The 23,820-nt window shown below is 57.3% G+C and carries 30 protein-coding genes; 15 read left to right on the top strand and 15 right to left on the bottom strand.

Going from position 1 to position 23,820, the window contains the following annotated elements:
* Positions 1-96 precede the first annotated feature (96 nt).
* Both ACSQ3H_RS12550 and ACSQ3H_RS12545 read left to right on the top strand, forming a co-directional pair.
* Positions 97-420 carry a type II toxin-antitoxin system RelE/ParE family toxin gene (locus ACSQ3H_RS12550; RefSeq protein WP_436117374.1) on the top strand — a complete coding sequence of 108 codons (324 nt, stop codon included), beginning with the start codon at positions 97-99 and terminating at the stop codon, positions 418-420.
* A complete protein-coding gene (locus ACSQ3H_RS12545) occupies positions 420-701 on the top strand; it encodes a helix-turn-helix domain-containing protein (protein WP_436117373.1) in 282 nt (93 codons plus the stop codon). The genes ACSQ3H_RS12550 and ACSQ3H_RS12545 overlap by 1 nt, the downstream gene beginning before the upstream one ends.
* A gap of 12 nt (positions 702-713) precedes the next feature.
* Here ACSQ3H_RS12545 and ACSQ3H_RS12540 read toward each other — a convergent pair whose 3' ends face one another.
* Positions 714-1,040 carry a DUF1330 domain-containing protein gene (locus tag ACSQ3H_RS12540; RefSeq protein ID WP_436117372.1) on the bottom strand — a complete coding sequence of 109 codons (327 nt, stop codon included), beginning with the start codon at positions 1,038-1,040 and terminating at the stop codon, positions 714-716.
* 114 nt (positions 1,041-1,154) lie between these two features.
* A complete protein-coding gene (locus ACSQ3H_RS12535) occupies positions 1,155-1,922 on the bottom strand; it encodes an SDR family NAD(P)-dependent oxidoreductase (protein WP_436117371.1) in 768 nt (255 codons plus the stop codon).
* A gap of 189 nt (positions 1,923-2,111) precedes the next feature.
* On the opposite strand from ACSQ3H_RS12535, the gene purL reads away from it, so the two are divergent.
* The 5 genes from purL (at position 2,112) to ACSQ3H_RS12510 (ending at position 6,810) form a co-directional block, all read left to right on the top strand.
* The gene (gene purL, locus ACSQ3H_RS12530) at positions 2,112-4,343 is read left to right on the top strand and encodes a phosphoribosylformylglycinamidine synthase subunit PurL (RefSeq protein ID WP_436117370.1); all 2,232 of its coding nucleotides are present in this window, start codon (positions 2,112-2,114) and stop codon (positions 4,341-4,343) included.
* A gap of 12 nt (positions 4,344-4,355) precedes the next feature.
* Positions 4,356-4,589 carry a BolA/IbaG family iron-sulfur metabolism protein gene (locus tag ACSQ3H_RS12525; RefSeq protein ID WP_436117369.1) on the top strand — a complete coding sequence of 78 codons (234 nt, stop codon included), beginning with the start codon at positions 4,356-4,358 and terminating at the stop codon, positions 4,587-4,589.
* An 83-nt stretch (positions 4,590-4,672) separates the two neighbouring features.
* Positions 4,673-5,011: an addiction module antidote protein gene (locus ACSQ3H_RS12520; protein WP_436117368.1), complete on the top strand. Its 339-nt coding sequence runs from the start codon at positions 4,673-4,675 to the stop codon at positions 5,009-5,011.
* 120 nt (positions 5,012-5,131) lie between these two features.
* The gene (gene grxD, locus ACSQ3H_RS12515) at positions 5,132-5,464 is read left to right on the top strand and encodes a Grx4 family monothiol glutaredoxin (RefSeq protein ID WP_436117367.1); all 333 of its coding nucleotides are present in this window, start codon (positions 5,132-5,134) and stop codon (positions 5,462-5,464) included.
* A 140-nt stretch (positions 5,465-5,604) separates the two neighbouring features.
* Positions 5,605-6,810, top strand: coding sequence for a multidrug effflux MFS transporter (locus ACSQ3H_RS12510; protein ID WP_436119432.1), 1,206 nt, complete (start codon positions 5,605-5,607; stop codon positions 6,808-6,810).
* A 2-nt stretch (positions 6,811-6,812) separates the two neighbouring features.
* Here the strand turns inward: ACSQ3H_RS12510 and ACSQ3H_RS12505 are convergent, their stop codons facing one another.
* The 6 genes from ACSQ3H_RS12505 to rpsD form a co-directional block, all read right to left on the bottom strand.
* Complete coding sequence (locus ACSQ3H_RS12505; protein WP_436117366.1) at positions 6,813-7,235, bottom strand: hypothetical protein; 423 nt, start codon at positions 7,233-7,235, stop codon at positions 6,813-6,815.
* Entirely contained in the window at positions 7,228-7,494 is a 267-nt protein-coding gene (locus tag ACSQ3H_RS12500; protein WP_436117365.1) for a type II toxin-antitoxin system Phd/YefM family antitoxin, read from the bottom strand. The genes ACSQ3H_RS12505 and ACSQ3H_RS12500 overlap by 8 nt, the downstream gene beginning before the upstream one ends.
* 97 nt (positions 7,495-7,591) lie before the next feature.
* Positions 7,592-8,419: an inositol monophosphatase family protein gene (locus ACSQ3H_RS12495; protein WP_436117364.1), complete on the bottom strand. Its 828-nt coding sequence runs from the start codon at positions 8,417-8,419 to the stop codon at positions 7,592-7,594.
* Positions 8,409-9,272 carry a tRNA 2-thiocytidine(32) synthetase TtcA gene (gene ttcA, locus ACSQ3H_RS12490; protein WP_436117363.1) on the bottom strand — a complete coding sequence of 288 codons (864 nt, stop codon included), beginning with the start codon at positions 9,270-9,272 and terminating at the stop codon, positions 8,409-8,411. The genes ACSQ3H_RS12495 and ttcA overlap by 11 nt, the downstream gene beginning before the upstream one ends.
* A gap of 116 nt (positions 9,273-9,388) precedes the next feature.
* Positions 9,389-10,318, bottom strand: a complete 930-nt coding sequence (locus ACSQ3H_RS12485; protein ID WP_436117362.1) for a glutaminase — start codon at positions 10,316-10,318, stop codon at positions 9,389-9,391.
* A gap of 69 nt (positions 10,319-10,387) precedes the next feature.
* On the bottom strand, positions 10,388-11,005 hold the full coding sequence (gene rpsD, locus ACSQ3H_RS12480) for a 30S ribosomal protein S4 (RefSeq protein ID WP_112528375.1): 618 nt from the start codon (positions 11,003-11,005) through the stop codon (positions 10,388-10,390).
* A 296-nt stretch (positions 11,006-11,301) separates the two neighbouring features.
* Between rpsD and ACSQ3H_RS12475 the strand changes: the two genes are divergently transcribed.
* Positions 11,302-12,315 (top strand): extensin family protein, encoded by a 1,014-nt coding sequence (locus tag ACSQ3H_RS12475; RefSeq protein ID WP_436117361.1) that lies wholly within the window; start codon positions 11,302-11,304, stop codon positions 12,313-12,315.
* Positions 12,316-12,322: 7 nt separating this feature from the next.
* Here the strand turns inward: ACSQ3H_RS12475 and ACSQ3H_RS12470 are convergent, their stop codons facing one another.
* Positions 12,323-12,739 (bottom strand): winged helix-turn-helix transcriptional regulator, encoded by a 417-nt coding sequence (locus ACSQ3H_RS12470; protein WP_436117360.1) that lies wholly within the window; start codon positions 12,737-12,739, stop codon positions 12,323-12,325.
* Between the two features lie 140 nt (positions 12,740-12,879).
* On the opposite strand from ACSQ3H_RS12470, the gene ACSQ3H_RS12465 reads away from it, so the two are divergent.
* Both ACSQ3H_RS12465 and ACSQ3H_RS12460 read left to right on the top strand, forming a co-directional pair.
* Positions 12,880-13,521 carry an NAD(P)-dependent oxidoreductase gene (locus tag ACSQ3H_RS12465; protein ID WP_436117359.1) on the top strand — a complete coding sequence of 214 codons (642 nt, stop codon included), beginning with the start codon at positions 12,880-12,882 and terminating at the stop codon, positions 13,519-13,521.
* A 269-nt stretch (positions 13,522-13,790) separates the two neighbouring features.
* A complete protein-coding gene (locus tag ACSQ3H_RS12460) occupies positions 13,791-14,858 on the top strand; it encodes an LLM class flavin-dependent oxidoreductase (protein WP_436117358.1) in 1,068 nt (355 codons plus the stop codon).
* A 49-nt stretch (positions 14,859-14,907) separates the two neighbouring features.
* On the opposite strand, the gene ACSQ3H_RS12455 is transcribed toward ACSQ3H_RS12460, so the two are convergent.
* The 5 genes from ACSQ3H_RS12455 to ACSQ3H_RS12435 form a co-directional block, all read right to left on the bottom strand.
* Positions 14,908-15,303: an EF-hand domain-containing protein gene (locus ACSQ3H_RS12455; protein ID WP_436117357.1), complete on the bottom strand. Its 396-nt coding sequence runs from the start codon at positions 15,301-15,303 to the stop codon at positions 14,908-14,910.
* Between the two features lie 9 nt (positions 15,304-15,312).
* Complete coding sequence (locus tag ACSQ3H_RS12450) at positions 15,313-16,587, bottom strand: S10 family serine carboxypeptidase-like protein (protein ID WP_436119431.1); 1,275 nt, start codon at positions 16,585-16,587, stop codon at positions 15,313-15,315.
* The gene (locus ACSQ3H_RS12445) at positions 16,529-17,452 is read right to left on the bottom strand and encodes a hypothetical protein (protein ID WP_436117356.1); all 924 of its coding nucleotides are present in this window, start codon (positions 17,450-17,452) and stop codon (positions 16,529-16,531) included. The genes ACSQ3H_RS12450 and ACSQ3H_RS12445 overlap by 59 nt, the downstream gene beginning before the upstream one ends.
* Before the next feature lie 131 nt (positions 17,453-17,583).
* On the bottom strand, positions 17,584-18,387 hold the full coding sequence (gene murI / locus ACSQ3H_RS12440) for a glutamate racemase (protein ID WP_436117355.1): 804 nt from the start codon (positions 18,385-18,387) through the stop codon (positions 17,584-17,586).
* Positions 18,380-19,231: an RNA methyltransferase gene (locus tag ACSQ3H_RS12435; protein ID WP_436117354.1), complete on the bottom strand. Its 852-nt coding sequence runs from the start codon at positions 19,229-19,231 to the stop codon at positions 18,380-18,382. Before ACSQ3H_RS12435 ends, murI begins: the two co-directional genes overlap by 8 nt.
* A 421-nt stretch (positions 19,232-19,652) precedes the next feature.
* Between ACSQ3H_RS12435 and ACSQ3H_RS12430 the strand changes: the two genes are divergently transcribed.
* The 5 genes from ACSQ3H_RS12430 to ACSQ3H_RS12410 all read left to right on the top strand — a co-directional run bounded on the left by ACSQ3H_RS12430 (position 19,653) and on the right by ACSQ3H_RS12410 (position 23,301).
* Positions 19,653-20,867 (top strand): NADP-dependent isocitrate dehydrogenase, encoded by a 1,215-nt coding sequence (locus ACSQ3H_RS12430; RefSeq protein WP_436117353.1) that lies wholly within the window; start codon positions 19,653-19,655, stop codon positions 20,865-20,867.
* A 107-nt stretch (positions 20,868-20,974) separates the two neighbouring features.
* A complete protein-coding gene (locus ACSQ3H_RS12425; RefSeq protein WP_436117352.1) occupies positions 20,975-21,259 on the top strand; it encodes a type II toxin-antitoxin system RelE/ParE family toxin in 285 nt (94 codons plus the stop codon).
* 5 nt (positions 21,260-21,264) lie between these two features.
* On the top strand, positions 21,265-21,549 hold the full coding sequence (locus ACSQ3H_RS12420) for an addiction module antidote protein (protein WP_436117351.1): 285 nt from the start codon (positions 21,265-21,267) through the stop codon (positions 21,547-21,549).
* A gap of 109 nt (positions 21,550-21,658) precedes the next feature.
* Positions 21,659-22,888: a PLP-dependent aminotransferase family protein gene (locus tag ACSQ3H_RS12415; RefSeq protein ID WP_436117350.1), complete on the top strand. Its 1,230-nt coding sequence runs from the start codon at positions 21,659-21,661 to the stop codon at positions 22,886-22,888.
* 98 nt (positions 22,889-22,986) lie between these two features.
* Positions 22,987-23,301 carry a YciI family protein gene (locus ACSQ3H_RS12410; RefSeq protein ID WP_436117349.1) on the top strand — a complete coding sequence of 105 codons (315 nt, stop codon included), beginning with the start codon at positions 22,987-22,989 and terminating at the stop codon, positions 23,299-23,301.
* A 14-nt stretch (positions 23,302-23,315) separates the two neighbouring features.
* On the opposite strand, the gene ACSQ3H_RS12405 is transcribed toward ACSQ3H_RS12410, so the two are convergent.
* Positions 23,316-23,786 carry a hypothetical protein gene (locus ACSQ3H_RS12405; protein ID WP_436117348.1) on the bottom strand — a complete coding sequence of 157 codons (471 nt, stop codon included), beginning with the start codon at positions 23,784-23,786 and terminating at the stop codon, positions 23,316-23,318.
* Between the last annotated feature and the right edge of the window lie 34 nt (positions 23,787-23,820).

The following is a 23,820-nucleotide window of genomic DNA, read 5'->3' as shown; positions in this document are numbered from 1 at the left end:
TTTCGACCGTCGAACAGATAAGCTCGCGTTCATATTCTGACGCGGTCGTTTTTAAAGAGATTGATTTATGCTTTTTTTGATATTAAATGATGTGCCATGAGATGGCGCGTTGAAGTTCTCAACAACGCCGTCGCCGGTGATTTGGATGCATGGCCAGTTGAAGTTCGTGCCGCGCTCGTCAAAATCATTGAACGAATTGAGGTAGTTGGCCTCACCAAAATGAGAGAGCCACATGTCAAACATTTGCGAGGCAAGCTCTGGGAAATGCGCCCAAGTGCGAGCGGAAATGATGGCCGGGCTCTTTATGTGACCGCCCGGGGATCCAGAATTATCATTGTGGCGGCCTTCATGAAGAAAGGCCAGAAAACCCCACAGAGGTGGCTTGATCTGGCGGAAGAAAGAGCGAAAGACGTGATCTGATGACCATTCCCTTCAAAACATTGAAAGAACGCTGGAACGCCGATCCTGCATTTCGCGAAGCTTATGACAAGATCAGCCCCGAAATGGAGATTGCTTTTGCTATTGCCGAAGCGCGCCATCGCGCCAAACTTACTCAGTCACAGTTGGCGGAAAAAATAGGCTCCTCCCAGGCAATGGTGGCGCGCTGGGAGAGAGGCACAACTATGCCTTCGACCAAATCCTTGACGAAGGTGGCGCAGGCGACGGGTTCGCGCCTGCGCGTTCAGCTGGAAGCCGAGTAGCGCCCTCTATCCTCAGCCCTTGCCCAAATACGGGATAGTCCCGACTATATCGGTATCGTCGATGAGCTGGAAACGGCTTTCGCTGCCATCCTGACGGGCATTCGCAAAAGGGGCGTATTCGGGATCATTCGCGAAGGCTTCGGCTGCTTCAGCGGTCGGAAACTGCAAAATGGCGATGAGCGTCGTCTCCAGCGGCTTGCCCTCGAGCACTTTGATGTTGCCGCTGCGTGACAAATACTTGCCGCCGTGCTTGTGCACGATATCATGCACCGCGGCTGCATATTTCGGCACCCATTTGTCATCAGTCACTTTCACGTCCGCGATCAAGTAAACCGTCATTGTCCTACCTCCCGGTATTCAGGTGTTCGTCTGGAGTGCCCAGCCGCAGTCTGGCACGGGAAAGCCGGAAGTTCCAGTTCAGGAACTGTACCGGCATACGGCAACGTCCTCGCCTCAGATCGCTGTAAATCCATTATCCACGAAGAGATGTGTGCCGGTGATGAAGCTCGCTTCGTCGCTGGCGAGGAACAGTGCGGCGCGCGCCACCTCCTCCGGCTCGCCGATGCGCCCCTGCGCCGCGCTCATCGCCTCATCCGAGACGTCCACACCTCGCTTTTGCAATTCGTCCACCTCGCGCAACCCATGCGGCGTGCGGATGAACCCCGGGCAGACCGCATTGCACCTTATGTTCTTGTCGCGAAACTCGACGGCGATGGCCCGCGCGAACATATGACACGCACCTTTGGTCGTATCATACAGGACTTCCATCGGCGTTGCCGCCACGGCTGAAATGGACGATGTGCAGACGATCGAACCACCACCCGCCTTTAGCATTTGCGGGATGACGGCCCGTGTCATCAGATACATCGAGCGCACATTGACCGCATGCAGCCAATCCCACTCTTCGACTGTCGTTTCGAGAAACGGCTTGATGACGATGGTGCCGGCATGATTGAAGAGAACGGTGACGTTGCCGAATTTGCCGGCAACGCCGGCAACGGCCTTCTGCACTTGTGCCTCATCCGAAACATCGGCAACGAAATAGCTGGCCACACCGCCATCTGCAGTGATTTCCGCTACGGTGGCAGCAGCCGCCTGCTCGTTGCGGTCGATGATTGCCACTTTCGCGCCCTCGGCAGCGAAAAGTTTCGATGCCGCGCCGCCCATCCCGGTTGCGCCTCCGGAAACGATTGCCACCTTGCCTGCCAGTCTGCCCGTCATTTGAATCCCCCTTGAGCCATATTATTGCTTGTGAGAATAACGTTACGCCGGGCGATAGGCCCGGACAAGCGCCGCATCCTCCACCCGCGACTCTCTCTGTTGATTCAGCCCTTTTTCCTATCGCGCCGCAGGACTACATAAGCTAAAGAAGGCCAAAAGCTCTTCCCACGCACGGATATTCCAGGACCCATGACCATTTCCAATACTGTCAAGATCACACCGGAACTCGTGGCTTCGCACGGCCTGAAGCCGGACGAATATCAGCGTATCCTCGATCTGATCGGTCGCGAGCCGAGCTTTACCGAGCTTGGCATCTTCTCCGCCATGTGGAACGAGCATTGCTCCTATAAATCTTCGAAGAAGTGGCTGCGTACGCTGCCGACCACTGGGCCGCAGGTCATCCAGGGCCCGGGCGAGAACGCCGGCGTCGTCGATATCGGCGATGGCGATTGCGTGGTCTTCAAGATGGAAAGCCACAATCACCCCTCCTACATCGAGCCCTATCAGGGTGCGGCGACCGGCGTCGGCGGTATCTTGCGCGATGTGTTCACCATGGGCGCACGGCCGATCGCAGCGATGAATGCGCTGCGTTTCGGCGAACCGGCGCATCCGAAGACGCGTCATCTCGTTGCCGGCGTGGTCGAGGGCGTCGGCGGCTATGGCAATTCGTTCGGCGTGCCGACGGTTGGCGGCGAGGTCAATTTCGACGCGCGCTACAATGGCAATATCCTCGTCAACGCCTTTGCCGCCGGTCTTGCCAAGACCGATGCGATTTTCCTGTCCGAAGCCAAGGGCGTGGGTCTGCCCGTCGTCTATCTCGGTGCCAAGACCGGACGCGACGGTGTCGGCGGCGCGACCATGGCATCGGCGGAATTCGACGAATCCATCGAGGAAAAGCGCCCGACCGTACAGGTTGGCGATCCCTTCACCGAAAAATGCCTGCTGGAAGCTTCGCTGGAATTGATGGCGTCCGGCGCGGTCATCGCCATTCAGGACATGGGCGCGGCGGGTCTCACCTGCTCGGCGGTGGAAATGGGTGCCAAGGGCAATCTCGGTATCGAGCTCGATCTCAATACAGTGCCGGTGCGCGAAAAACGCATGACCGCCTATGAGATGATGCTGTCCGAGAGCCAGGAGCGCATGCTGATGGTGCTGCGCCCGGAAAAGGAAGAAGAGGCCGAGGGCATCTTCAAGAAATGGGGGCTGGATTTCGCCATCGTTGGCTACACGACCGACGACCTGCGCTTCCGCGTGCTGCATGATGGCGAGGAAGTCGCCAACCTGCCGATCAAGGATCTCGGCGATCAGGCTCCGGAATATGACCGTCCGTGGATGGAACCGGGCAAGCATGCGCCGCTGCCTGCCGCCAATGTGCCGGAGGTCGAGGATTATGGCGCAGCGCTGCTGCAAATGCTCAATTCACCCGATCTTTCATCGCGCCGCTGGGTCTACGAGCAGTATGATACGCTGATCCAGGGCAACTCCCTGCAGGTACCGGGCGGCGACGCCGGTGTGGTGCGCGTCGATGGCCATCACAGCAAGGCGCTGGCGTTTTCGTCGGATGTGACGCCACGTTATTGCGAGGCGGATCCCTATGAGGGCGGCAAGCAAGCGGTGGCCGAATGCTGGCGCAACCTCACTGCCGTCGGTGCCGAACCGCTGGCAGCGACTGATAATCTCAATTTCGGCAACCCGGAACGGCCCGAAATCATGGGGCAACTGGTGAAGGCGATTGGCGGCATCGGCGATGCCTGCCGCGCGCTGGCCTTCCCGATCGTTTCGGGCAATGTCTCGCTTTACAACGAGACCAACGGCCAGGCGATCCTGCCGACGCCAACCATCGCCGGCGTTGGCCTCATCCCCGATTGGACCAAGACCGCGAAGATCGGCGGCATGCGCGATGGCGATGTGCTGATCCTGCTCGGCGGTGATGGTACCCATCTCGGCCAGTCGATTTACCTGCGCGACCTGCATGGCCGTGCCGATGGCCCTGCGCCGGCAGTCGATCTCAGCGTCGAGAAACGCAACGGCGATTTCATCCGCTCTGCCATCCGGAACGGCCAGGTGACCGCCTGCCATGACCTGTCCGATGGCGGCCTTGCCATCGCCTTGGCGGAGATGTGCATGTCTTCAGCCAAGGGGGCGAGCGTCGAAATCGGTGAAACCCATCCGCATGCCTTGCTTTTCGGTGAAGACCAGGCGCGCTATCTTGTCGCCGCCTCTCCGGACATGGCCAACGTCATCACCCTGAACGCAGAAGGATGCGGTGTTCCGTTCCGCAAACTCGGAACAGTTGGCGGCAATGCATTGACGATCGGACGGCATCTCACCATATCTGTAACGGACCTGACAAAAGCCCACGAATCGTGGTTCCCTGACTATATGAGCGGTCAGGCAGAAGATAGAATACAGGCCGCTTGAGGAGAACGACACATGGCAATGGACGCGCACGATATCGAAAAAATGATTCGAGACGCCATTCCGGACGCAAAGGTAACAATCCGCGATCTGGCGGGTGACGGTGATCATTATGCCGCTGAAGTCGTCGCGGAAAGCTTTCGCGGCAAGTCGCGGGTGCAGCAGCACCAGATGGTCTACGATGCGCTGAAGGGCAATATGGGCGGCGTCCTGCACGCCCTCGCCTTGCAGACCAGCGCGCCGGATTAAAATCCGGCTATTTCCAGCATCTATCCTTTGACAAAAAGATATTAGAACGGCCAAACAAATCGCCGCCGAGTGGAAAGATGACAATGGCTGAGAAATTCTACGATTTCGACCCTGCGGAAATGCTCGACTCCGACGAGGCCGTGGAAATATTCCTGACCGAAGCTATGGCGACCGGTGACGCAAAGTTTATTGCAGCTGCCCTTGGCGTGGTGGCACGTGCAAAAGGCATGAGCAAGATTGCCAGTCAAACAGGGTTGGCACGTGAGCATCTTTACAAATGCCTGAGCGAAACCGGGAATCCCACGCTGGAGACAACATTGGCTGTCCTGAAAGCCATGGGATTCCACTTGGCTCCCAGACAAGATGGAGCAACGGCAAGAAATCCCCTTATTGATTGTCGAGCCCCGCACTCCCAACTATAGACAAGTTACTTGCGTTCACGTGCCCATCGTGCTTTTTCTGGGCAAAGAATTGAGGTAGATTGACCTCAAAGCGTTTTTTTGGCCGTGATTCCTCCCTCGCGGCCGCGAAAGGAACCCGAAATGAGCGGTATCAACGAATTCATCGACAATGAGGTCAAGAGCAACGACGTCGTTCTCTTCATGAAGGGCACCCCCGGCTTTCCGCAGTGCGGCTTCTCCGGTCAGGTCGTGCAGATCCTCGACTATATCGGCGTCGATTACAAAGGCGTGAACATTCTTTCCTCCAATGAACTTCGTCAGGGCATCAAGGACTATTCCAACTGGCCGACCATCCCGCAGCTTTATGTGAAGGGTGAGTTCGTCGGTGGGTGTGACATCATCCGCGAAATGTTCCAGGCGGGCGAATTGCAGTCTCTCCTCAGCGAAAAGGGCGTTGCCATCAAGGCCGCCTGATTACGCTCTAATTCCAATCGGTTCCGGGGAAATCCGGAATCTTCAAGTTAAAGGCGTCGGCCGCTCCGACGCCTTTGCTTTGCTTTGCAGGTTTGAAAATGGATGCCTCCGCCGACACATCTCCCTCACGCCTCAAGGGGATGGGTAAAGTCGAATTCATCGGCCTGATGGCCATGCTGATGGCAGTCAATTCCATGGCGATCGATGTCATGCTGCCGGCTTTGCAGCAGATCGGCGCCGCCCTTGGCATCAGCAGCGAGAACCATCGGCAATATGTGATTTCGGCTTACCTGCTCGGCTTTTCCGTCGCGCAGCTGTTCTTCGGGCCGCTATCGGACCGTTTTGGACGCAAGGTTCCGATTTTCTGCGGGCTGATCATCTATATCGCTTCGGCTATGGCCTGCGTCTTTGTCCCGAGTTTCGGCGCACTGCTGTTTTTCCGGGCGCTGCAGGGCATCGGCTCGGCTGCTACCCGCGTCATCGCCATTTCGGTCGTCCGCGACGTCTATGGCGGCCGGCAGATGGCCGAGGCCATGTCGCTGATCATGATGGTGTTCATGATCGTGCCGGTTATCGCGCCCGGTACCGGTCAGATCGTGATGCTGTTCGGTGACTGGCGCCTGATCTTCATTTTCATGGCGCTGATGGCGAGTTCAGTCGCAATCTGGATGTTCCTGCGCCTGCCGGAAACCATGGACCCGGCTGATCGGCGTCCTTTCACAGTGGTATCGGTTGCCAAGGGCTTCAGGATCGTGCTGACCAACCGGGTTGCACTTTGCTATGCGCTGGCAAGCGCCTTCATCTTCGGCGCAATGTTCGGCTTCATCAATTCGGCACAGCAGATCTATGTCGAGATCTACGATCTCGGTGTGTGGTTCCCGCTGGCCTTCTCCGTGGTCGCGATCACCATGTCGTTCTCGTCCTTCATGAACTCGCGCTTTGTCGGGCGCTTCGGCATGCGTCGCCTGTCGCATGGCGCATTGCTGGCCTTTTTGGCCATCAATGGCATCTGGCTGTTGCTTACCCTTTTCGGACCGCAGCCGACGCCGTTCGTGCTCTATCTCGTGCTGTTCTCACTGGCGATGTTCCAGTTCGGCTGGATCGGTTCGAACTTCAATACGCTGGCGATGGAGCCGCTCGGGCATGTTGCCGGCACGGCATCATCCGTGCTCGGCTTCATGGGCACAGCCGGCGGCGGCGCTATCGGCGCGCTGATCGGTCAGGCCTATAACGGCACGACCCTGCCGCTGGTGACAGGGTTTTTCGTGCTGTCGCTGATCGGTCTGGTGTTCGTTCTGATCGCTGAACGGGGTAAACTATTCCAGCCGCAGAACAAGCCGGTTTGATTTCATTTCGTGCGATCGACTCGGCCCTGTCTGGCAATCAATATCGGCCGTAAAGCCTGTCGTATCTCTTCGAGAAAACTGGGACCGAACTGTCCACGCGGTATCTGATTGGGTTCAAAGAAATAGGACCGCTCAGCAATGTCATAATTGTATTCGCCGACCGTGATCCAGCCGCGCTTGAGCATGGAGAGACCCGCACGCCGGATTTCGAGTGGCGGGATTTCCAAGGCGGCTTGACCTTGAAAAGGCGGCGTCCCTGAGATCGGCAAGATGACCAGATGGGTAATATTCTGACGCGCATCTGCCATGGTAATGGCGAGGCAAACAGGACGGTCCTTCTCGCTGTGCTCCCGTCCCTCGTTCTCTTGCCAGCGCCACAAATATGGATAGGTAACGATTGATCCGTTTGGAAAACGATCAGTCATCCTTGCCGGCCTGATACTCGGCCGACTGGCGGTCAAGCTCATTCACCAGGAGCTCGGCAAGTTCAGGGGGAGTTTCACCCGGCCCATAGGCGCGTCTTGGATTGTCATTGCTGATCAGGCGATCAAACGTTTCTGCAGAAAGGACGACCACGGAGGCGCGCCCATGCTTGGTCAGCTTGATAGGTTCACGCTGCGCCTCGTCGTGATATCGTCCGAAATTCCGGATAAATTCTGCTGTTGAAACGGTCTTTGTTTCCATATCGATGTCCTCGCAATAATTTCTGCATTATACATATAATTTGTATATCTACAAGCGAGGGTGCAGGCAACTGGTTCCAGCCGCAGAACAAGTCCGTCTATTCCAACCAGAGCGTCTCGCGCAGATCGTCCCAGTTAGCCTTGTTTGGAGCGATGAGGATACCGCCGTCGATATGGTGCGGTAGATAAGCCGAACCATCGAAGCGGCCCGCATAGCCACCTGCTTCCTGGTGGATTAAAACGCCTGCCAGATGATCCCAAGGCATCAGTTTGTTGAAGATGGCGAAATGCGCGTGACCCGAGGCGATCAACCGATATTCATGGGCAGCGGTGCGGAAGCCGAAGGAGGCCCTGCACCTGGCATGATTGCGCGCCAGCGTCGTCCGCAGCGGTTCCGCCACGAACTGCCATGATATGGCGCCCAGCATCTCCGAGACAGGCACAGGAGGTGCGACGGAGACCTCGCGAATTGTATTCGCGGCGGAGCGGATATGGCTCCCCGCCCCCTTCACACCGATAATCCAGTCCTGCCCGACCGGATCGTGGATGATGCCGGCGACCGTCTCGCCATTGACGACGACAGCCAGCATGACCCCGAAAAGTGGAACGCCCGTGGCAAAATTATAGGTGCCATCAACCGGATCGAGCACGAAGGCTAGCGAGGCATCCTTGAGTTTGCCGAGCAGCGACACGTCAGCCTCGCAAGCCTCCTCGCCGAGCACAAACGCATTCGGATAGCGCTCGCGCAACCGCGCAGTGATCACCCGTTCCGCGTTGACATCGGCTTCGGTGACCAGATCCAACGCTGACGTCTTCTGCCGGATATCGTCCACGCCAAGCGACCGGAACCGCGGCATGATTTCCTCAACAGCGACCGAAGCGAGCAGATCGCTCAGCCAGTCGATCGCCTTGTCATCAAATATCATTTGCTGCAGCTCCGTTCAGGGACAACCCGGCAAAATCGAAGATCTTGCGATCCAATAAATGGCTCGGGCGGGTGTTGGCCAGCGCGCGGATCATGATTTCCTTGCGGCCGGGCATGCGCTTTTCGATATCCGACAGCATCGCCTTCATCATGTTGCGCTGCAGACCGTCCTGGCTGCCACAGAGGTCACAGGGAATGATCGGGAATTGCATGGCCGCGGCGAATTTTTCCAGATCGTCCTCTGCGCAATAGCTCAAGGGACGCAGCAGCATGAGATCGCCCTCGTCGTTGAGCAGTTTCGGCGGCATGGCGGCGAGGCGCCCGCCGTGGAATAGGTTCATCAGGAAGGTCTCGAGAATATCCTCGCGGTGATGGCCGAGTACCAGCGCCGAACAGCCCTCCTCGCGCGCTACGCGATAAAGATGACCGCGCCTGAGGCGCGAGCAGAGCGAGCAATAGGTCTGGTTTTCCGGCACCTTCTCGGTGACGATGGAATAGGTGTCCTTGTATTCGATACGGTGTTCGATGCCGTTTGCTTTGAGGAAATCCGGCAGGATGTGCTTGGGGAAGTTCGGCTGTCCCTGATCGAGATTGCAGGCGAGGAGTTCCACAGGAAGCAGACCGCGCCATTTCAGATCGAGCAGCAGCGCGAGGAGCCCATAGGAATCCTTGCCGCCGGAAAGCCCGATCAGCCAGCGCTCGCCCGGCTTGACCATGGCGAAATCCTCAAGCGCCTGGCGCGTGTTGCGCAACAGCCGCTTGCGCAGCTTGTTGAACTCGACATTGGACGGCACGCCGAGAAACATCGGGTGACAACCGGCCACGTCACTTAAATCTGGCTCATGAATGGTCATGTGAACACCTCATCGCGCTTGTCTTGCATCGCAAACGGCAGCAACGCAAGCGCTCTGTCCCTAACTCCTGCGCAACTCCGGACGGAAAACCGCTTCACACTTTTCCTGGATTTGCTCTATTGCCCGAACACCGACCAGCCGGTGCGCTGCGCCAGAAGTTCCAGCGCCGCCGAGCCAAGCAATGAATTGCCGACTTCATTCAAGCCCGGCGACCATACCGCGATCGAAGCCTTGCCGGGAGCGATGGCGAGAATACCGCCGCCGACGCCACTCTTGCCCGGCAGGCCGACGCGATAGGCGAAATCGCCCGAGCCGTCGTAGTGCCCGCACATCAGCATCAGCGCGTTGATGCGGCGGGCACGGCTTGCCGAGACGACGCTGCCGCCATTGAGCGGATTGCGCCCGGCAGAAGCGAGATAGAGCCCGGCATGTGCAAGCTGGCGGCACGACATGGCAATGGCGCAGTGGTGGAAATAGACGCCGAGCACATGTTCAACGGGATGATCGAGATTGCGGAAGGCTTTCATGAAATTCGCCAGCGCCACATTGCGATAGCCTGTCTGCGTCTCGGAGCGGGCAACATTGTGGTCGATGGCGATGCTCTCATCATCGGCGAGGTGCCGGATAAACTGCACGATCTCGCCAATCGCTTCCTTGGGCAGGTGTCCGGCTAGCACCACATCGGCTACTGCGATCGCACCGGCATTGATGAACGGATTGCGCGGCTTGCCCTTCTCCTGCTCGAGCTGGACGATGGAATTGAACGCGTTGCCCGACGGCTCCCGCCCGACCCGCTTCCACAAGCCGTCGCCGATCTTGCCAAGCGCCAACGTCAGCGTGAAGACCTTCGAGATGCTCTGGACCGAAAAAGCGGTATCCGCATCACCTGCCGTATGGATCTTGCCATCGACCGTGACCAGCGCGATGCCGAACTGCTTTGGGTCGACCGTCGCCAGCTCCGGGATGTAATCCGCCAGCTTGCCTTCGCCGATCCTGCCGGCAAGATCGCTATAAACGCTATCGACGATGGCCTGAAGATCGGTCATGCGAAACTCCGGTTGAAAAAAAAGCCGCCAGGATTTCTCCGGGCGGCTTCTTTTAAAACTCAATACTGATTAACGCGAATAGAATTCGACAACCAGGTTCGGTTCCATCTGTACAGCGTATGGCACATCGGAGAAGGCCGGAACGCGGTTGTACTTGGCAACCATCTTGTTGTGATCGACTTCGAGATATTCCGGAACATCGCGTTCAGCCAGCTGAACGGCTTCCAGAACGATCACGAGCTGCTTCGACTTCTCGCGGACTTCGATCACATCGCCAGCCTTGCAGATGTAGGACTGGATGTTGGTGCGGCGGCCGTTGACGTTGACATGGCCGTGGTTGACGAACTGACGCGCTGCGAAGATCGTCGGAACGAACTTTGCGCGGTACACGATCGCATCCAGACGCGACTCGAGCAGACCGATCAGTTGTTCGCCGGTGTCGCCCTTGCGGCGAGCGGCTTCTTCATAGGTCTTGCGGAACTGCTTTTCCGAAATATCGCCGTAGAAGCCCTTGAGCTTCTGCTTTGCGCGCAACTGCACACCGAAATCGGAGAGCTTGCTCTTGCGGCGCTGACCATGCTGGCCGGGACCATATTCACGGCGGTTGACCGGGGACTTCGGACGGCCCCAGATATTTTCGCCAAGACGGCGGTCGATTTTATACTTGGACGATTCGCGCTTGCTCATCGCATTTCCTTTCAAACAATTAGAAATCGAAGTTCACACTTCGATTCAAGGAAACGCGCCCTCCTCTGCCTTCCGTTTTCGAAGACTGACAGAATGACCCACGCACGCTTTGCGAGATCACTCACGGGACACGTCAAATGAAACGCAGAGCCGTTAAGCCCTGCGCTGGGGTGGCTTCTAGTGTGAAGGTTTGGTGATGTCAAGCCAGACCCGCATGTTTCAACGGATCATATAAATTGAAACCGATGCCGTATTTCACACGTTAGGGTAGACGCTCAACAGGAGTAGAGCCGGTAATGACCCTATTCTCGCGGCAGTCGCATTGCTCGGCGATCGTTCTTCTATCCCTCACAGCCTGTATTGCAAGCACCATAATCATCGGTTCGGCCAGTGATGCGGATGCGCGGCATCGGCGTGGTCACCACGCGAGGCAGGCAAAGAGCATGCGCCCGCCCTTGCCGGCCATGGTACCGATACCGGAGGCCAATCCTCGCGCAGTTACCGCGCCGGAGACGCCGAAGCCCGAGGAAAAGCCTGCGACAGAGGTCCAAAAGGCTGACCCGCAGACAACGCCCGTTCCTGAGCAGAAGCCCGCGCCCGAGGCAAAACCGACGGAGAAACCTGTGGAGCCCCCCAAACCAGAACCACCCAAGGCTGAGCAACAGGGCCCGATGCCCGATAGCGCTGCCAAGGAACAGCCAAAGACCGAGCATGAGGAAAGCGTCGAGAAGGCTGAACCATCGACCTCGCCGGATCGGGTTTACCAAAATGCCTGTCCTGCCATCATGAACGGCGAGGTTCAGGGCGAGATCATTCCACCGCTTTCCGAAGGTGTCTGCGGCGAACGCTCACCCCTGAAGATCACCGCCATCGGCAAGGATAATGCGGTCAAGCTCGCCGCGGCGATCACTACCAATTGTGCAATGGCGGGAACATTGGCGAGCTGGGTGGTTGAAATACAGCAAGAAGCGCAGAAGGATTTCGGCGCAGAGATCGAAAGCATAACCACCGGCTCGGACTATCAATGCCGCAAGGTCAACAATGGCCATCAGGGCCGTGTTTCCGAGCACGCCTTTGCCAATGCCGTCGATATCGTCGCGTTCAAGTTCAAGAACGGCAAGGTGACGGAATTGACGTCAGGATGGAAGGGGAAACCGGAAGAACAGACATTCTGGCGCGCGCTGCACAAGGCGAGCTGCGACCGCTTCATGACCGTGATCGGTCCGGACGGCGATGCCGCGCACCAAGGCAATCTGCACCTGGATTTGGGCTGTCATGGAAGAAAATGTGAGGCGCGCATCTGCCAGTAGAGCAAGTTTATTCCTCCCTCGCCTCATCGAACACCTTGCGCGCTTTCCGCAGATGATCGCGGTTGGCCACGGCCCATTCACCCAGCGCACCCACGGGAACGGCAATCGAATGGCCGATCTTCGTCAGCGCATAGGTCACTTCCGGCGGCGAAGTCGGCTTGACCGTACGGCTGACCAGGCCATCGCGCTCCAGCGAACGCAGCGTCACGGTCAGCATGCGCTGCGATATGCCCTCAATCATCCGCCGCAGAACATTGAAGCGGCGCGGGCCCGACTGAAGGTTGATCAGCGTCAACAGGCTCCACGAATCGCCGACAATATCCAGCACTTCGCGCATCGGGCACCCGCCTGCACCGTCCGATTGCATGGCCGGCATCGATTCAAGCAGTGGTACTTTGCCTTCGGTTTTCGCATGAATACTCATATCGGCCTCTCGCTCGCGGTGGTTACTTCCATGTGCCCTAAAACGGAAAAAGTGCGTACTTCTCTCGACCCGGCTTCTAGCATAGATAGTTATTATTAGTAACCAGAAAACGATGCGTACCCGCATCAAAGGAGCGAGTTATGAAAATTGCATTGATTGGCGCCACCGGCTTTGTTGGCACAGAGATTTTGAAGGAAGCTGTGTCGCGCGGCGATAGCGTCACCGCCCTGGTACGCAGCCCCGACAAGGTGGAAAAGCTCAATGCCGTTACGGCGGTTGGGGCCGATGCGCTCGACACAGCCGGCCTCGCAGCCAAACTCAAGGGCCATGACGTCGTCATCTCAGCCTATAATCCGGGCTGGGGCAATCCGGATATCAAGGCGGTGCATATCGCGGCCAGCAAGTCGATCACCGAGGCAACCAAGCAGGCTGGCATCAAACGGCTGATCGTTATTGGTGGCGCCGGGAGCCTGTATAATGAGGCCGGCGGCCAGTTCGTCGATGGCGATGGCTTCCCGGCCGAATATAAGGAAGGTGCATTGGGCGCACGCCAGGCGCTGAACGATCTGCGCAACGAAAGCGATCTGGACTGGAGCTTTGTATCGCCGCCGTTTGGTCTTGCTCCCGGTGCGCGAACGGGAAAGTACCGCCTCGGCAAGGACCATCCGGTTTTCGATGCCGAAGGCAAAAGCGCGATCAGCGTCAGCGATCTGGCGGTGGCGATTCTGGATGAGGCGGAAACGCCAAAGCATATAAAGCAGCGTTTTACTGTGGCTTACTGAGATGGGCTCCCCTTACCCTCCCCCTTGTGGGGAGGGAAGCTGCGTAGCAGCAGGCAGGGGCATTTTTTGTGATTTTAAAGACCCCTCCCGTCGCTTCGCTCCTGCCCTCCCCACAAGGGGGAGGGTAAGATGCGGCATCGTTGTTGCCTACAAATGCCACGACGCAATCCCAGTATCCTTTTGGTGCCTCGGCAACCGCGACGTGCGTTCTTCACATAGCCTCATCCTGCGCTTAACTATGCCAGCAAAGTTTAACGTAGGGTACGACCATGGAACTCGGCATTTATACATTTGCAGGAATGAGCCCCGATCCTTCGACCGGCGTTGCCATCAGCGCGCATCAGCGCATGCAGAACCTTATCGAGGAGATGGTGCTCGCCGACGAGGTCGGGCTTGATGTGTTTGGCATCGGCGAACATCACCGCCCGGATTTCGTCATTTCCACACCCGCGATCGCTCTGGCGGCTGGTGCTTCGCGCACCAAGAACATCCGCCTGACCAGCGCCGTGACGGTCCTGAGTTCGGATGATCCGGTGCGCGTTTTCCAGGAATATGCGACACTCGACCTGATTTCGTCGGGCCGAGCCGAAATCATGGCCGGGCGTGGATCGTTCATCGAATCCTTCCCGCTGTTCGGCTACGACCTCAACGACTATGACGAACTGTTTGCCGAGAAACTCGATCTGCTTTTGAAGCTGCGCGCCAGCGAACGCGTAACATGGAGTGGTAATTTTCGTGCGCCGATCGACAATCTCGCGATCTATCCGCGCCCGCTGCAGGATCCCCTGCCCGTCTGGATCGCCGTCGGCGGCACCCCGGCATCTGTGGTCCGCGCCGGAACGCTCGGCCTGCCGCTGGCCGTTGCGATCATCGGCGGCGAACCGCACCGTTTTGCACCGCTGGTCGAGCTCTATCGCCAATCGGGCGCCAAGGCCGGACACGCGCCGGAAAAGCTGAAAGTCAGCATCAATTCACATGGCTATGTTGCGGAGAACTCGCAGGCAGCGTCAGACGAATATTGGCCGTCCTATGAGGTTGTGATGAACAAGATCGGCCGCGAGCGCGGCTGGCCACCGAGCAACCGCAACCAATACGAAGCTGGACGCTCCATGCGCGGCGCACTGCTGATCGGTTCGCCGCAGGAGATCATCGACAAGATCATGCTGCAGCACAGCTATTTCCAGCACGACCGCTTCATGTTGCAGATCGATCTTGGCAGCCTGCCGCACGCGAACACCCTGAAGGCAATCGAGCTTTACGGCACCAAGGTCGCGCCGGTGATCAGGAAGGAACTCGGCGGAGCGGAAGGGAAGATCGAGGCTGAGACGCTGGCGTAGCGCCTGAAAGATAGTAGCCGGGCACCCCTCCCCCAATTTGCGCTCGAATTCACTCGATTGTCTGGACGCTCGGCGGCGCCTTCGACTTGCTTTTCACGAAGGGAGACCGCGCGGCCATGAAGTTGGAAATCTCGCTGAACTGGAGATAACCGTCATGGTCACGATCGATTTCGGCAAAATGGTCGGCGATGAAGCCCCAGCCAGCATCTTTCGCACCCTGCGCGGTGAGAAGATGGTTCGAGTGCCCGGCTGCGGCTTCGAAACGCTCCCTCAAATCGTTGTCGACCTCCTTTTGCAGGCTTCGTTGCGTCAATGGCTCGCGCACCGTTCCAGGCGGATCGGGCGGCGGAAAGCCCAACCGCTCGCTGGCGCTAACCTGCGAAAGATTAACGATGATGACTGCAATAGTGAGCAGGACCGCAGCAACCAAATCAAAATACCGCATGAGATACTCCTAGTTCAAGGCAATTGCTGGCGGGGGGCTATAGTGAGGCGCGTCGTAATATTCATCGAGCGCTGCTTTCATGGGAACGCGCGCTTCCTCGGAGACATAAGTCATATGCCCGCCCTTGAAATTCTTGACCGGAACACGGTCTGCCAAGCCGACGCTCTTTAAATCCAGCTCTGTCTGGTAGAACGGCGTGACGAGATCGTAGTAGCCGTGGAGGACGAGCACCTTCAGGGAAGGATCGTAGCCCAAAGTGGCCGAGAGGGCGGGAAGGCTGTTTGTAGTGTTTCGACCTGCACCCCAGTTCCAATTTTTGTTTGCGGGGCTGGTGCCGCCAGCAACATTGCTCGACATGTAGGTTGTCATGGCACGGTAGTTGAGAAAATCTGGCAAAAGATCGGCAATTCCCTTATCGAACGCCGCGTCCTCATAATAGCTCGGATCGTACGGATCTAAGCCATTGATCTTCGGAATTATCATACGGGCGTCGTAGGAGTTGTAAGCGTAATCCTTCTTGGTCAAGAACATGAAATCGCTGTTTTTCTTGTTAGGATTGGTCTTCCAGGAGTCACTGGAAATACCGGTCTTGTCTTGCATATCCTGCAGGAACTGCTTGCCGGCTGTGCTTGCAGCATAGTCTGTCCATTCCGAAGGCTTGGCTTTGTTCAGAAACTTCTCCAGTGCAGGACTATAGGTTCCGCTCACGAATGTTCTCAATGTATCCACTGACCCTGGTATGGTCGCCAGACCGTTCACCGTCGACAATTTGAAAACGTCAGCGAGCATGGCAAAAGCAGGCACAAATCCGGCACAAGACGCGCCGCCATAACGGCAATTCGAGACGTAACTCAATATAGGCGCGTTAAGGACGATCCCCGATAAAACGACGGGGTCTTTTCCGGACGGATCCGGGTCGAACTGGCTCTTCCCGCCCTCCTCGATCAGCCTGGACAATATCGGAACGCGAATGCCCGAGTACGATTCCCCATAAATATATTTCGGCGAAAGCTGGCGGTTGTTGACGTTCACATAGCGTACGATGAAATCACGGACGATCTTTGCATCGACCTCCGGGCCCCAAAATTCCCTGTTTATGTGCGGTTTGATCGCTTGCGAATAGCCGGCACCGGGAGGATCGACAAAGACCAGATCCGTTTTGTCCAGAAGTGACTCTTCACTGTCAATCAAGGGAAAACTGCTTGGCCGCTTTTTGAGCACGGCGTCAGGTATGACAGGTTCGCCCGTCTTGAGACGCTTTGGCGCGAAGGAACCCATGTGCAGCCAGATCGATGGTTCTCCGGGCCCGCCATTGAAAAAGAAGGTGACCGGCCTTTGCTCGTGCGGAAGCCCTTCGCGCGTATATCTCTGCGGTCAACTCGGTGGTTTTCGTTGTCAGGAGATTTTCGATCTCGGTGTTGAGCTCAGCGGTCTTCGTTGCCCGCAAATTCTCGATTTCGGTGTTGAGTTCTCCATTCCTTGTTATCCTGAGGTTGGCTATCTCGGTATCGAGTTCGCCGGACCTTGTGATCCGCAATTCAGCGATTTCGGTCGTCAGGTCCCCGGTCTTCTTGGTTTTGAGATTGGCGATTTCGCTTTCAAGCGCTGTGGTTTTTGTTGTCTTGAGGTTCTCGATCTCGGTATTGAGCGCTGTGGTTTTCGTCGTCCGCAGACCGGAAATTTCGATGCCCAGCGCTTCAGTCCTCGTCGTGCGCATATTCTCGATCTCGGTTGTCAGGTCACCGGTCTTCTTCGTCCGCAGATTCTCAATCTCGAAGTCCAGCGCCGCGGTCTTCGTGGTTCTGATACCTGCCAGCTCTTCCTCGAGCGCGTCGAACCTTTGCTGCCGCAAAGCCGCCGCATCCGCTTCCGCTTTCATTTTTGCATTCGCCAGCAGACCCGTAATGTCGATCTGCGTCTTGTCGCGAAGGGCCGCTGCATCGCTTTCGGCCTTCGCCTTGATGGCAGCAGCCTCGGCATCAGCCTTGACAATCCCGTCCGCTTTGTAAGCAGCAAGCTCGGCATCGGTCGGCCCGAACGTGCTTTGCGACGTGTCGTTGGGCGATGTATCATCGGCGGGCGGAGAATTCGAACCGTTACAGGCTGAAAGACAAAGGACGGCGAAAATGCCGAGGGTGCGTAAATTCATTCTGGTTCTCAAAAATTGCTAAAAAAGCAATCAATGAACAACGCTGCGTTGTAAGGCAATTAGGCTAAAGTTGTAGATAGCCTATTTTTTAACAACTATTTGAAAAGATTATAATTTAGGCAGCGATCCGTTCAGATCGTGTCGAGGCCGAAACCCTGCATGAGGCGCCGCGTCGAGAAATCCGGATTGCCCGAGGTGAAAACCGCGATGTCGTCGCCGTGTTCGGGCTCAGTGCCGGTGCCGTTCGGCTTGATCAAAGACAGCGCCCGGCGGGCGATCGCCTCAGCCGGATCGAGCCAGTCCACCGGCCAAGGCGCAAGACGCCGGAAGACATTGGCGAGAAAGGGATAGTGCGTGCAGGCGAGCACAACGATATCGGTGCGTTCGCCGTCCTTCTCGTAGAAACACGGCGCGATCTCCGTCCTTATGGCATCGTCATCGATGTGGTCGCCGCGAATATGCGCCTCGGCCATACGCGCCAAATTCTGGCTGCCGACAAGACGCACATGGCATTTTGTGGCAAATGACTGGATGAGATCGCGGGTATAGGCGCGCTTGACGGTGCCGGGCGTCGCCAGCACCGTGACAAGCCCTGACGAGGTGCGTTCCGCCGCCGGTTTGATCGCCGGGACAGTGCCAACGAAGGGCACTTCGGGATAGGCCTTGCGCAGATCTTCGAGCACCAGCGTCGAGGCGGTGTTGCAGGCGATGATCGCTATTTCCGGGTCGTGTTCCGCGATCAAGCCGCCGAACAGATCGACGATGCGCGCGCGCAGCCCGCCCTCCTCCCATTCGCCATAGGGAAAACCGGCATCGTCGGCGACATAGACAAAGCGCCGGTCCGGCATCAGCACCCGCGCCTCGCGCAAAACGGTCAGGCCGCCAATCCCACTGTCGAAGGCAATGATCGGCCGGTCGGCTGCCAAATCATTCATCGCTTGGCGATTCTCCGCTGGGTGTTTTCGCTGGTGGTTTCTCGCGCTTGCGTCCTTCCGGTGCACCGGAGCCGCGCGGGGTCTTCGGGCTGAAATAATCGAGCGACACGAGAACGCCGCGCAGAAGTTTCAGTTCGGAATCGGAAAAGCCTGCCTTTGTGAGCACACCGCGCAGATTGTTGACCATGATCTCCTTGCGCGCCATCGGCCGGAAATAGCCTCGCGCCTGAAGGGCATCTTCGAGGTGGTTGAAAAAGCCCTGCAATTGCTCTTTCGGTGCGGGCTCGAGCTCCGGCCCGCGAAAGGCAGTGTCGGTATGCTTCTCCAGACCTGATTTCATCCACTCATAGGACATGAGCAAAACCGCCTGTGCAATGTTCAGCGACGAGAATGCCGGGTTGACCGGAAAGGTCACCAGCTCATCCGCAAGACTGACTTCGTCATTATTGAGGCCGAAGCGCTCGCGGCCGAAAAGAATGCCGGTCTTCTCGCCCTTGTTGAAGCGCTGGCGCAGGGTTTGGCCTGCTTCGACCGGGCCGCGCACCTGTTTGAAAGCGTCACGCTCGCGCGCCGTGGTCGCATAGACGAAGTGAAGATCCTTGATCGCCGATGGCAGATCGTCGAAGACCTCTGCCGTATCGATGATGTGGTCGGCTTTGCTTGCGGCAGAGCGTGCCTTGTCGTTGGGGAATTCCTCGCGCGGCTTGACCAGGCGCAACTCCGCCAGACCGAAATTTGCCATCGCCCGCGCCACCATGCCGATATTCTCCGGCAGTTGCGGTTCGACCAATATGATCGCCGGGCCTTCGGCAATCAGAGTTCGCTGTCTGTCTGTACCGGCCATGTCCATTCCTTAGCTGACGTTCCGCCCTCATAGCTCGCGTTTTTTTGATGAGCAATGCTGCGCATCGATAGTGAGTGCGCGAAGGGTCGATGCCGGTTATCTCCCCCCTTGCGGGGGAGAAAGCGATTTCAGCATCTTAGCTCTTGCTAAGTGCTAGAAATCGCCAGAGAGGGGATCGTATGCGGTATACTACGGAAAATCCCCTCTCTTGAATTTTCTAAGGATTTAGCAAGCGCTAAACCCAAGAAAATCCATTCTCCCCCGCAAGGGGGAGATAATCGGCATCGACGTTCACGATAACCTTCCCTCTTCTTGAGCAACTGTCTTTGCGTTCTGCAACCACGGTGCTATAGGGGCGCGAACCCTCACTTTAATCCAGTGCTGACACCCCCAGACGCAGCAAAAAAGAGGCTGACTATCCATGGCAAAGATCAAGGTTGCAAATCCGGTCGTCGAGCTTGATGGCGACGAGATGACTCGCATCATCTGGCAATATATCAAGGAAAAGCTGATCCATCCTTACCTCGACATCGACCTGAAATATTACGACCTCGGGATCGAGCACCGCGATGCGACCAACGATCAGGTGACGATCGATGCGGCCAATGCGATCAAGCAATATGGCGTTGGCGTCAAATGCGCCACCATCACCCCGGACGAGCAGCGCGTTGAGGAATTCGGCCTGAAGAAGATGTGGAAGTCGCCCAATGGCACGATCCGCAATATTCTCGGCGGCGTCATTTTCCGCGAGCCGATCATTGCCAAGAACGTTCCCCGCCTGGTTCCGGGCTGGACCCAGCCGATCATCGTCGGGCGTCATGCTTTCGGCGACCAGTACCGCGCAACCGATTTCAAGTTCCCGGGCAAGGGCAAACTGTCGATCAAATTCGTCGGCGAGGATGGTGCGACCATCGAACACGAAGTCTATGACGCACCCGGCGCCGGTGTTGCCATGGCCATGTACAATCTGGACGAGTCGATCCGCGACTTCGCCCATGCCTCGTTCAACTATGCCTATAACCGCGGCGTACCCTGCTATCTGTCGACCAAGAACACCATCCTCAAGGCCTATGACGGCCGCTTCAAGGATATCTTCCAGGAAGTGTTCGACGCGGAATTCAAGGACAAGTTTGCGGCCAAGAAGATCACCTATGAGCACCGCCTGATCGACGACATGGTCGCTTCCGCACTGAAATGGTCCGGCGGCTATGTCTGGGCCTGCAAGAACTATGACGGCGACGTGCAGTCCGACATCGTGGCGCAGGGCTTTGGCTCGCTCGGCCTGATGACCTCGGTGCTGATGACGCCGGATGGCCAGACCGTGGAAGCCGAAGCTGCGCACGGCACCGTGACCCGCCACTATCGCCAGCACCAGAAAGGCGAAGAGACGTCAACCAACTCCATCGCCTCGATCTTCGCCTGGACGCGCGGCCTTGCGCATCGCGCCAAGCTCGACGGCAATGCAGAGCTGGAGCGCTTTGCTCTCACACTCGAGAAGGTCTGCGTCGATACCGTCGAAGCCGGCTACATGACCAAGGATCTCGCCTTGCTCATCGGTCCGGATCAGCCCTGGCTGTCGACCACCGGTTTCCTCGACAAGATCAACGAGAACCTCTCGAAAGCCATGGCCGCCTGATCTGGCACCTGATGCAACGAAAAACCCCGGTTCGCCGGGGTTTTTTGTTGGTGCGAGGTATCTTTTAGCGTATTGACGCACCCTTAAATGTGAACTATAGATTACACATGATCGAAGTGCGCAAGACCGCCGTCTTCTCTGAGTGGTTTGACGCTTTACGCGATCTCCACGCCAAGGCGCGCATTCAGGTTCGTATCGACCGCATTGCTCTTGGATTGATGGGCGACGTGAAATACTTCGAAGGTATCGGCGAAGTTCGCATTGATTATGGCCCGGGTTATCGCGTCTATTTCGTCAAGCAAGGAGAGACGATCGTCATCCTTCTCTGTGGCGGGGACAAGAAATCACAGAGCCGCGATATTTTCGCCGCGAAGAAATTGGCAAAGGAGTGAGCACCATGGCCCTCAAAACGACAAAGTGGGACAGCGCCGACTACCTCGGAAGCCCCGAAGCGATTGCGGCTTACCTCGAAGCAGCTTTTGAGGACGGGGATCCCAAGGTGATTACTCATGCGCTCGGCACCGTAGCCCGCGCCAAGGGAATGACTGAGCTGGCACGCAATACCGGTGTTACGCGGGAAGCGCTGTACAAGGCACTTAGCGAAAAAGGTGACCCGCGACTGACCACTCTCCTCAGCGTCATGAAGGCGCTCGGTCTTAAACTGACCGCTGCAGCCGCCTGACGGAGCGCTCCGACGGCGAAGTCTCCGAAATCAATAAAAATACGACAGCATTGTTGACATAATCGCGAATTTGCGGTCGAGTGCCTTCACAAAATTGCGGAGGAATGAAATGAGCGACTGGGATGCCCGGTATTCGGCACGCACCGGCAAGATGCGCGCTTCCGAAGTTCGTGAACTGTTGAAGCTGCTTGATCAGCCGGACATCATCTCCTTCGCAGGCGGCATTCCAGATCCGGCGCTGTTTCCAAAAGACGCGATCAAAGACGCCTATAGCGCCGTGTTGAACGACAGCGCGGACGCAGCACTGCAATATTCGGTCAGCGAAGGCTACAAGCCGCTGCGCCAATGGCTGGTGCAGCACATGGCATCCCTCGGTGTCACTTGCAGCATCGACAACATCATCATCACCACCGGATCGCAGCAGGCGCTCGATTATCTCGGCAAGCTGTTCATTTCGCCGGGCGACACGATCCTCACCACGTGGCCGACCTATCTCGGCGCGCTGCAGGCGTTCAATGCCTATGAGCCACGCTATGACCGCTTGATCCCTGAAGGCGGCAACATGACGCCGGCGGCCTATAAGGCCAATGCGCACGCGGCAGGCGGACGGGTCAAGCTCGCCTACCTCACCGCCGACTTTTCCAATCCGACCGGCGAAACGATCGGCCGCAGCGACCGCATGAAGCTGGTTGAGCTGGCGCACGAACTCGATATCCCGCTGATCGAGGATGCCGCCTATAGGGCATTGCGCTACGACGGAGAGAACGCGCCTTCGCTGCTTGCGCTGGATATCGAACGTGAAGGCCATATCGACCGCACGCGCGTCCTCTATTCCGGCAGCTTCTCCAAAACCCTTACGCCGGGTTTGCGTGTCGGTTGGATCTGCGCGGCGCAGCCGGTCATCAGCAAGCTGGTTCTGATCAAGCAGGCGGCGGATCTGCACAGTCCGACCATCAACCAGATGGTCATCCATCACGTGGCGGAGCGCCATTTCGATGCGCAGGTGGAACGAGCACGCTCCCACTATCGTCAGCGGCGCGACCATATGCTCAAAGCCTTGGCGCAATATATGCCGGATGGCGTGACATGGACAAAGCCGGAAGGCGGCATGTTCGTCTGGATAACGCTGCCCGGCCATATGGATGGGGCAACGCTGCTTGCCCGATCGATCGAGAAAATCCGCGTGGCTTTCGTGCCGGGCGTCGCTTTCCACGCCGATGGCACCGGCAGGAACACGATAAGGCTGAATTTTTCCCTGCCCGATGCGCAGGCGATCGAGACCGGCATGTCGCGTCTTGGTGAGCTCATCAAAAGCGAAATGGATCACATCCGGAAATAGCCGCCGCAACAGCGTCAAGTATTTACCGGATCGCAAGTCTCATCTTCCTGCGGTATGATTGAGCGTCACAGCGCCATCGAACCAAGGGGACTGAAACGATGACCACGCAGCATTTCTTTTTCCGATTGATCCCGCCGCGCCCGACTTTTGCCGACGATATGGACGATGACGAACAGGAGCTGATGCGCCAGCATGTGACCTATGTCAGCGAATATTTCGAGGAGGGAACCGTTCTCGCCTATGGCCCCGTGCAGGATCCAGATGGCTGGTTCGGCATCGCGCTCCTCGAAGTGCTGAGCCATGACGAGGCGGTGCAATTTGCCGAGAACGACCCGACGGTCATGGCGGGGCTGAACCGCTATACCATCGCACCAATGCATATTGCGGCAGCGCGGGGCTTTCGCGCGGGGTAGTTTCTCATGCCCACCTACAAAATCTCGTCGAACTTCCGAGACGAATCTTGAGCGCCAAGATCTGCCGGGGCGGCGTTGATCGTTGGAGCCGCAATCGTTGGACCGAGTTTGCTTTTGAGTTTCAGCGCTTCTCGAAAAGCCAGAGCAGCTGCTTTACCAGTAACCTTGCCTGATTTGCCGACAAGTTCAAACTCATACCCCTTTGTTGCAGCCGCCAGGAAGTCTTCTTCGCTCAGTGTAACGATGCCGTTTGTGGTGACCATACACGGTGCCTGAAAACAAGGCTGCCTTTCAGTGCTTCCCTTAACGTACTCAAGTTCTTTTCCAAAGCTCCACGCTTGGTCGAAAGAAACTCTGTCGAAACTCGCATACACCGTCTTGAAGCCGTACCCGGCTTTAGTGGAATAAAAAGGGCGCACCTGCAAGAAGGTGAATATTGCATAATTGGCCGTAACGACTGGACCATAAGCAGTCTTGTCGCCCATGTGAACGTCGTTCACTATTGCAGACTGCGTGATA

The sequence above is a fragment of the Phyllobacterium sp. LjRoot231 genome, assembly GCF_964253365.1.
Classification (GTDB): Bacteria; Pseudomonadota; Alphaproteobacteria; order Rhizobiales; family Rhizobiaceae; genus Phyllobacterium.
The sequence above is the reverse complement of the archived record's forward strand: the minus strand, read 5'-3'. Positions and strand labels throughout refer to the sequence as shown.

Coding starts and splice junctions, on each gene's coding strand:
- ACSQ3H_RS12425 (WP_436117352.1), top strand. CDS start 20,975: ATGATCGAAGTGCGCAAGACCGCCGTCTTCTCTGAGTGGTTTGACGCT.
- ACSQ3H_RS12500 (WP_436117365.1), bottom strand. CDS start 7,494: ATGGAAACAAAGACCGTTTCAACAGCAGAATTTATCCGGAATTTCGGA.
- ACSQ3H_RS12455 (WP_436117357.1), bottom strand. CDS start 15,303: ATGCGGTATTTTGATTTGGTTGCTGCGGTCCTGCTCACTATTGCAGTC.
- ACSQ3H_RS12545 (WP_436117373.1), top strand. CDS start 420: ATGACCATTCCCTTCAAAACATTGAAAGAACGCTGGAACGCCGATCCT.
- ACSQ3H_RS12495 (WP_436117364.1), bottom strand. CDS start 8,419: ATGATATTTGATGACAAGGCGATCGACTGGCTGAGCGATCTGCTCGCT.
- ACSQ3H_RS12415 (WP_436117350.1), top strand. CDS start 21,659: ATGAGCGACTGGGATGCCCGGTATTCGGCACGCACCGGCAAGATGCGC.
- ACSQ3H_RS12430 (WP_436117353.1), top strand. CDS start 19,653: ATGGCAAAGATCAAGGTTGCAAATCCGGTCGTCGAGCTTGATGGCGAC.
- ACSQ3H_RS12460 (WP_436117358.1), top strand. CDS start 13,791: ATGGAACTCGGCATTTATACATTTGCAGGAATGAGCCCCGATCCTTCG.
- purL (WP_436117370.1), top strand. CDS start 2,112: ATGACCATTTCCAATACTGTCAAGATCACACCGGAACTCGTGGCTTCG.
- ACSQ3H_RS12510 (WP_436119432.1), top strand. CDS start 5,605: ATGGGTAAAGTCGAATTCATCGGCCTGATGGCCATGCTGATGGCAGTC.
- rpsD (WP_112528375.1), bottom strand. CDS start 11,005: ATGAGCAAGCGCGAATCGTCCAAGTATAAAATCGACCGCCGTCTTGGC.
- ACSQ3H_RS12540 (WP_436117372.1), bottom strand. CDS start 1,040: ATGACGGTTTACTTGATCGCGGACGTGAAAGTGACTGATGACAAATGG.
- ACSQ3H_RS12420 (WP_436117351.1), top strand. CDS start 21,265: ATGGCCCTCAAAACGACAAAGTGGGACAGCGCCGACTACCTCGGAAGC.
- ACSQ3H_RS12535 (WP_436117371.1), bottom strand. CDS start 1,922: ATGACGGGCAGACTGGCAGGCAAGGTGGCAATCGTTTCCGGAGGCGCA.
- ACSQ3H_RS12525 (WP_436117369.1), top strand. CDS start 4,356: ATGGCAATGGACGCGCACGATATCGAAAAAATGATTCGAGACGCCATT.
- ACSQ3H_RS12475 (WP_436117361.1), top strand. CDS start 11,302: ATGACCCTATTCTCGCGGCAGTCGCATTGCTCGGCGATCGTTCTTCTA.
- ACSQ3H_RS12410 (WP_436117349.1), top strand. CDS start 22,987: ATGACCACGCAGCATTTCTTTTTCCGATTGATCCCGCCGCGCCCGACT.
- ACSQ3H_RS12445 (WP_436117356.1), bottom strand. CDS start 17,452: ATGAATTTACGCACCCTCGGCATTTTCGCCGTCCTTTGTCTTTCAGCC.
- ACSQ3H_RS12435 (WP_436117354.1), bottom strand. CDS start 19,231: ATGGCCGGTACAGACAGACAGCGAACTCTGATTGCCGAAGGCCCGGCG.
- murI (WP_436117355.1), bottom strand. CDS start 18,387: ATGAATGATTTGGCAGCCGACCGGCCGATCATTGCCTTCGACAGTGGG.
- ACSQ3H_RS12520 (WP_436117368.1), top strand. CDS start 4,673: ATGGCTGAGAAATTCTACGATTTCGACCCTGCGGAAATGCTCGACTCC.
- ttcA (WP_436117363.1), bottom strand. CDS start 9,272: ATGACCATTCATGAGCCAGATTTAAGTGACGTGGCCGGTTGTCACCCG.
- ACSQ3H_RS12465 (WP_436117359.1), top strand. CDS start 12,880: ATGAAAATTGCATTGATTGGCGCCACCGGCTTTGTTGGCACAGAGATT.
- ACSQ3H_RS12405 (WP_436117348.1), bottom strand. CDS start 23,786: ATGGGCGACAAGACTGCTTATGGTCCAGTCGTTACGGCCAATTATGCA.
- ACSQ3H_RS12470 (WP_436117360.1), bottom strand. CDS start 12,739: ATGAGTATTCATGCGAAAACCGAAGGCAAAGTACCACTGCTTGAATCG.
- ACSQ3H_RS12550 (WP_436117374.1), top strand. CDS start 97: ATGAGATGGCGCGTTGAAGTTCTCAACAACGCCGTCGCCGGTGATTTG.
- grxD (WP_436117367.1), top strand. CDS start 5,132: ATGAGCGGTATCAACGAATTCATCGACAATGAGGTCAAGAGCAACGAC.
- ACSQ3H_RS12485 (WP_436117362.1), bottom strand. CDS start 10,318: ATGACCGATCTTCAGGCCATCGTCGATAGCGTTTATAGCGATCTTGCC.
- ACSQ3H_RS12505 (WP_436117366.1), bottom strand. CDS start 7,235: ATGACTGATCGTTTTCCAAACGGATCAATCGTTACCTATCCATATTTG.